Below are 862 nucleotides of genomic sequence, written 5' to 3'. Positions count from 1 at the left end.
CGGCGGTACCGGTCCGCTCGGCGGTACCGGTCCGCTCGGCGATACCGGTGAGCCGGACCAGTCGGGGCGAGGAGCCGGGCGGAACGAGTCGGCGGGAGGCGGCGGGCCGATCGGGCCGACCCGGGCCCGCGGCGGCTGGGCACCGGTGCCGGCACCGGACGGTGGGAGCCGCCGGGTCGATTCCTCGGACTCGCTACCCCTGTCCGGGCCGTTGTCGCGTCCAGTGCTCACGGTCAGGATGGTCGCATGGATGGCGGATCCCGGCACGACATGGGTCAGATCATCCCGGGAAATGCCCGTCCCCGAACAGCTGCGGCGCGCGGTCGGTGACGCTGGGTGGACCCAGCCGGAAGACCGATCCGTGCGCGGCGGTGTAGGCGTTCCAGAAGTGCTCGGCCACCGCGTCCGGGGAGAGCCGGCCATCGGGGGCCACCCGGGCGTCGAGCACCACGGTTCGCAACCGGATGCCCCGGGTACGCAGCACCGGCGTCAACGACGTCCCGAGCGCGAGCAGTCCGGCCTTGCCGATCGCGAGGGCGAACCGTCCGGCGACCGGCTCGGTCCTCGGCCCGGCCGCGGTCAGCAGCACGCACGCCCCGGGACGGCCGGCCAGCCGCGCCACCGCGGCCTGCACGACGGTCAGCGCCCCGGTCACGTTGACGGCAAGGGTCTGGTTGACCGTTTCCGCCGACACCGACAGCGCGGTACCCCGGATGCTCAGCTTGGCGTTGTAGACTACGGTGGTCAGACCGCCGAGGTCGTCGGCGAGTTTTTCCAGTGCCGCGGCCACCGCACCCGGTTCGGTGACGTCCGCGACCTCGCCACTGACGGTGATCTGGTCCCGGGCGAGGTCGGCCTCCAC

1 protein-coding gene and 1 pseudogene are annotated in these 862 nt (G+C 73.3%); both read right to left on the bottom strand.

From position 1 onward, the window contains the following. Positions 1-231, bottom strand: a pseudogene (locus DD1DGNOD_RS27850) (hypothetical protein); the annotation flags it as partial. 49 nt (positions 232-280) lie between these two features. After that, positions 281-862 (bottom strand): SDR family oxidoreductase (locus tag DD1DGNOD_RS07220; protein WP_241255523.1); only part of this gene is annotated, 582 nt, incomplete at its 5' end.

It is taken from the genome of Candidatus Protofrankia californiensis, assembly GCF_900634765.1.
Classification (GTDB): domain Bacteria; phylum Actinomycetota; class Actinomycetes; order Frankiales; family Frankiaceae; genus Protofrankia; species Protofrankia californiensis.
This window is presented reverse-complemented; position numbering and strand designations above follow the sequence as displayed.